The organism is Moorena sp. SIO3H5 (assembly GCF_010692395.1).
Lineage (GTDB): Bacteria > Cyanobacteriota > Cyanobacteriia > Cyanobacteriales > Coleofasciculaceae > Moorena.
Genome location: NZ_JAAHHS010000489.1, coordinates 1 through 5,186, shown reverse-complemented (window position 1 = coordinate 5,186; position 5,186 = coordinate 1). Strand labels below are relative to the sequence as shown.

The window sequence follows — 5,186 nt, the reverse complement described above, 5'->3', positions numbered from 1 at the left end:
AGGCAAAAGGCAAGAGGCAAGAGGTAAGAGCTAATCAACTATTATATAGGTATTTTTGGGAATGGAAAAAACTATAATCGCTGTTTACAATTCATTATATAAACCCTATATCAGCTATCGGATTTGTATTTGAACTGGCAAGATGCCAGTTCTACAGGAGGTCTTTTTTTATTGGACAATAAAACTCCGAATTTATTTCTAATCGGGGGTTAGAGGAATTAAAGTAGGGTGGGCAAAGTAAGATAATCATTAATACTCAAAACAATCAAACAGTTTTTGCCCACCCTACAAGCTCCCTAAATCAGCAATCAGTGGATTTATTTTGCCTATTGCCTATTGCCTATTGCCTATTGCCTATTGCCTATTGCCTATTGCCTATTACCTGCTCCCTGCTCCCTGCTCCCTGCTCCCTGCTCCCTGCTCCCTGCTCCCTATCTATAAAATCCTGTTACTAAAATATTCACGATACAAATTATATCTGGGAATACAATCATTACCGATTACTCTGACTAATCCCAGACTTTCTAACAGATAGGTGGCCTGATAATCCAGACGCACAGGTTTAGTAGTTGTCAGTACTTTCTTGAAAGCTTCCAGTAAATTGGGATGGAGAATTAGATTATTTAAAAGTTCTCGCAAATGATGGCGATAAATTCCTGATTCGGTGGGGGCGGTTTCTAAAAGATGCTCCATGGTGATGTTGGTATTTTTGCTAAGAGTAGAGAAAGCCAGCTTCAGCAAATAAGGATGTCCTCCTAGCATTTCCATTAATTGTTGCCCTGATTCAACCGATAAACTTAAGCCATAGCGCCCAGCTAAACTCTGAATATTGTTTAAATCAAAGTCTGATAACTCTACTGCTTCTCCCACATTAAAAGGAGACTGATTAATATCCAATTCAATATAAACTTCGGTAGAATAAACGACAATCAACCGCAGGTTTTTCCAAAGTTGATTGTTTTTAGAATCCTCATGCCACGTGCGCAGCAACCCTAGAAATTCTCCAGCTACTTCTGGATAGGGAAACACTCGGTCTACTTCATCCAAACACAACACTACAGGACTGGATAATGAGGCTAATAGATACTGCTCAAAATATCGTTGACAATTTACCTTACTATATAACCGTTTACTCCAATACTTATCCAACTGGTCTGATAAGTCTAAGTTATCACCAACTCGCACGCAAAACGACTGTAAAAATATATCCAAGTCATGGCAAGGTAATTGATTCAGATTCAAATAAACCGTGCCATAACCCTGAGACTTAGCATAATCAAGAATCCGATTACTAAGTAATGTTTTACCCATCAGCTTTGGTGCTTTAATCCGAATTAGCGCCCCTGGTTGTAAGATATTTTGATAACACTCAGCATCTTGGGGACGTTCTATATAAAAGTCTCCAATTTTAGGCGTTGTCTGTGGTTGATTATTGCTACTATTTGTGCTATGACTGTTGCTATTATTAGTTGGTAATTCAATACCAAGTAACGTTAAAAATTCTGGTATAGACTGAGGGCGATCCCTAGCCACCAATTTCATGGCATTGAGAATGGCTCGATTTATGCGTCCACTAATATTGGGATTAAAATCCTTTGGTGGTGGTAATACACCTCCTTTAGCCCGCTCGTCAGCTGGTACTGGTTTATTTCTAGTTAAGAGCACATACAAGGTAGCGGCCAAAGCATAAACATCGGTGTAGGGACCCTGTTGCGAACGCCACTCATATTGTTCCAGAGGAGCATAACCTGGAGTCAGGGCACAGAGATAAGTTTGGGTCACCCCAGGGATAAACTTAGTCGCAAGGCCCAAATCAATCAACACCGCACCAGAACCATCCTTACGCACCATGATGTTATTGGGTTTAACATCCCGATGGAGCAACCCTTGCTGATGAATGTCCCTGAGGGCGCTACCAATTTGCTGGATGTAGAGCAAGGCTTTCTCTTCTGAGAGCACACCCTGCCGTTTCACCAGAGCCGACAAGGTTTCCCCCTCGATGTATTCCATGATTAGGCAGGGCAGTTCACCTTCTCGGATAATTTCTTCACATAAGCCGACTAGATGAGGATTCCCACAGCTACATTGGGCTAACTTTAACGCTTCATTGGCGAATATTTTCCAATAGTCTAATAACTTATCTTGGCGGAGTACATCATTAAGGATAGTTTTAATAACGATGCGATCGCCTGTTTTATTTCGCGCTAAATAGGTAATACCCAGGCCACCTTGTCCTAGTTTTTTTTCGATAGTGTACTTACCCTTTTGTAGCCGATAACCAGGGGGCCAGGTAAGATGACTTATGCCGTTAGGTAGCTTAGTAGTTGAGGGAGGTTTATCTGGAGCATCAGGGTCTCGAGCACTAGGATGTATTTTTTGTGTCGTGCTGCTCTGAGGACTTTCAGGGGAATTAAACCAGCGTTTAATCCCATTAATTAACCGGTTATTGAATAGGTGCATTGACAACGTTGTAAATCTATAAATCCGGTAAATGGAGCAGGGGTTGACCCTTCAATTATTGATACAGTTGCTTATGGCTTAAACTGCCAACACAGCGCTGCATCGCTCGGAGTATTGTTTTACAAGTCAGATGCACTCTGATTCATTTCGGATACCAGACCTATCCACTAGTTAACTTGAGATAGGTGTGATAGTTCAACACTATTAATTCTAGCGTTACTCATCAAGTAGCGTGAGCTAAAAGCTCAGGGCTGACGGCTGACCGCTGTTCGCGTAGCGTTCGTGTAGCGCATATGCTGACCTCCCGATTCCCGATTCCCGATTCCCGATTCCCGATTCCCGATTCCCGACTCCCTAATCATCCTCCCAGCTGTTACTAAACGTATCAAAGGGTTCCGTTGCACCTGTCCAATTAAAATCATTAATTCGTAAACCAACTAAACCCCGTTGTTGAACGGGATTATAGCGCAATAAAATATTGTAGCTTCGACGAGAATACTCTACAAAGAAGTCAGTCCTAATTGCCTCATTTGTATCTAAATTTAGGTAAGTCTGGAAACCAACTCGAAACGGACCATAGAGTTGTTGGGTAATACCAGCATTAAGGATGCGATTATCTGCAACTCGGTCAAATAAAAATGGTGATGTGTTGCCTAAGGCTACTTGACTATAGCCAATATTAAAACCGGTATAGTCGAGAAAGGGTTTAGAAAAATGACCGAATTGGCCAGTTAACCCAATGCTACCACGGAGAAATTCTTGAGAATCACCGTTACTATAGGCACTAGCCACACCCCTAATTGATGAATTTAGTTGAACATTGGGTAAAATTGGTGCTGGTGTATAGCGCATACCTTCTTCAGCAGTTGCTGGCAATATATCACCTTGCCAAAGGGGTTGTGTCCAGTTTAGAGTTGCACTCCCTTGATAACGGGTTAAACTAATCCGATTGTTATCCCGAGGTGGCAGAGGTAGCAAGTCGCCTCGATCTGTGTTAGCGTTAATACGCTGAACGCCAGCTTGATATCGAATGGTCAAACCGGTTTGCCCGATGGGAATTTTGGGTGATTCAAGTACACCACCAATACTACTCTGAACGGTTTGGAAACCCAAAGAGCCATTGAAAAGGCGATCGCGGTAGCTGGATTCCAAGGTCAGGCGATGAGGGTAAGTAGTGCCAATAGTTTGTCGGAGCCGCAAACTTCCCCTAGTTTCGTTTTCTAGATCATCAGGATCCAGACTAGTGAGTTCTGCCGAACCGATTAGTGTAGTGCGTGGCCCTAAGGAAGCATCGAGGTCAACAAGCAAACCAAAGTTAGCGGGATCAATTACGCCACCACCTTCTGCATCATTGTTCTCATCTTCATCATTGTCTCCAATAATGGCTTTTTGAAGATAGAACTGTGGTGTTAGACTAAATCGCACCGAGGGAGTGTCAAGCACCTTGAAGCCACGCTGAATAAACAGACCACCCCGGTCGTCATCATCATACCCAAAATCCAATAAACTCGGTTGTCGCTCACGGCGGTCAATCACAAACCGTTCGCGAAATGTGGGCAAGGAAAACCCTTGATCAAACACCAGTCGAGGATTCTTAGCAATTACTTCATCTACTTCTGGGGAAATCCGCCTAAATCGAGCACTTCTAGTGCGCCATTCCAACTCTGGTGGAGAAAAGGGGTCATTGGTAATTCTGACATTAGTAGCAACTCCTTCTAACCCGTCAAACTCCACCCGGTCTGCTTCATAGCGGAATCGATTGATAGTCCCTTCGATGTCGGGGGATTGGATAGTGGTTGTGGTTGCCCCAGTTTCAGAATTGGGAATAATCCTAGCACCAAACTCAATGGCAAAGGCTCCGGGATTACTAATTCCAGCTAAGGGCTGGCCATTAATAATTCTACGGCTGACCGGTTCAGTTGGGGTGCTTTGCCCAGAATCTGAATTTGCTCTGACAAATTCTCCCCTAGCCTTCAAAACCACACCAGTATCTTGAACAAAATAATACTCAAAGCGCTCTCCCTCTATCACCTGGTTACCACGAGTCAGAGCCACACTCCCATCCGCAACCACAATCTTATTAGGCAAGTTGACTTGCAAACGGTCAGCTTCTAGTAAGGCATCTTGAAACCGCAAGGTAACATTACCCACCGCTGTAATCACTTGTCTAGTGTCGTCATACTCCTGACGGTCTGAAGTCAGTTCAAGTATGTCTGGCTCATTAGTATCTAAGGTATTTGTGGGAGCAGTAACCTCGGAATCTAACTCGGAACCAGATTGAGGTTGAGACGAGTCTTGGTCTGATGGTGGTGCAGTTTCTTCTAGGGAAGGTGGGTTAGATTGTTCAGGGATGATTAACTCAAACTCTCTAGTCTCTCCCCCCCGCTCTTGAGCTATAATACGCTTGCTCCTAGAAATTGGCAAAGGGCAATTTGGACTTATGCTCAAGGGGTGATCTGGCCTGGGTAAGGTTTCGAGAGTAGAACATCGTTTGGGGTAAGAGTTAACAGCGAAGAATCTTTCTTGATTCCCAGGATCAGGTGTTAGCTCAGGTTTAATCTGAGGTTGGCTATTAGGTTGGCGTTGCTCAATTGAAGTATGAATGGGCGATCGCGTAGTTTTGGGAAAGCCCCCTAAATCCCCCGAGCGAGCAATCCCTCGCTCGGGGGGACTTGGAAGGTTTTGTTCCCCCCAGCGAGCAATCCCTCGCTGGGGGGAACAAAACA

Annotated in this window: 2 protein-coding genes; both read right to left on the bottom strand. The window is 43.8% G+C overall.

Annotation, left to right across the window (positions count from 1 at the left end; translation table 11 throughout):
• Positions 1-435: 435 nt before the first annotated feature.
• Positions 436-2,460, bottom strand: a complete 2,025-nt coding sequence (locus tag F6K52_RS31950) for an AAA-like domain-containing protein (RefSeq protein WP_293088404.1) — start codon at positions 2,458-2,460, stop codon at positions 436-438.
• 354 nt (positions 2,461-2,814) lie between these two features.
• On the bottom strand, positions 2,815-5,186 hold a 2,372-nt coding region (locus tag F6K52_RS31945), incomplete at its 5' end, for a DUF3769 domain-containing protein (RefSeq protein ID WP_293088403.1).

Excerpts from the sequence above, each read along its gene's own strand:
- F6K52_RS31950 (WP_293088404.1), bottom strand. The coding sequence starts at position 2,460 with ATGCACCTATTCAATAACCGGTTAATTAATGGGATTAAACGCTGGTTT.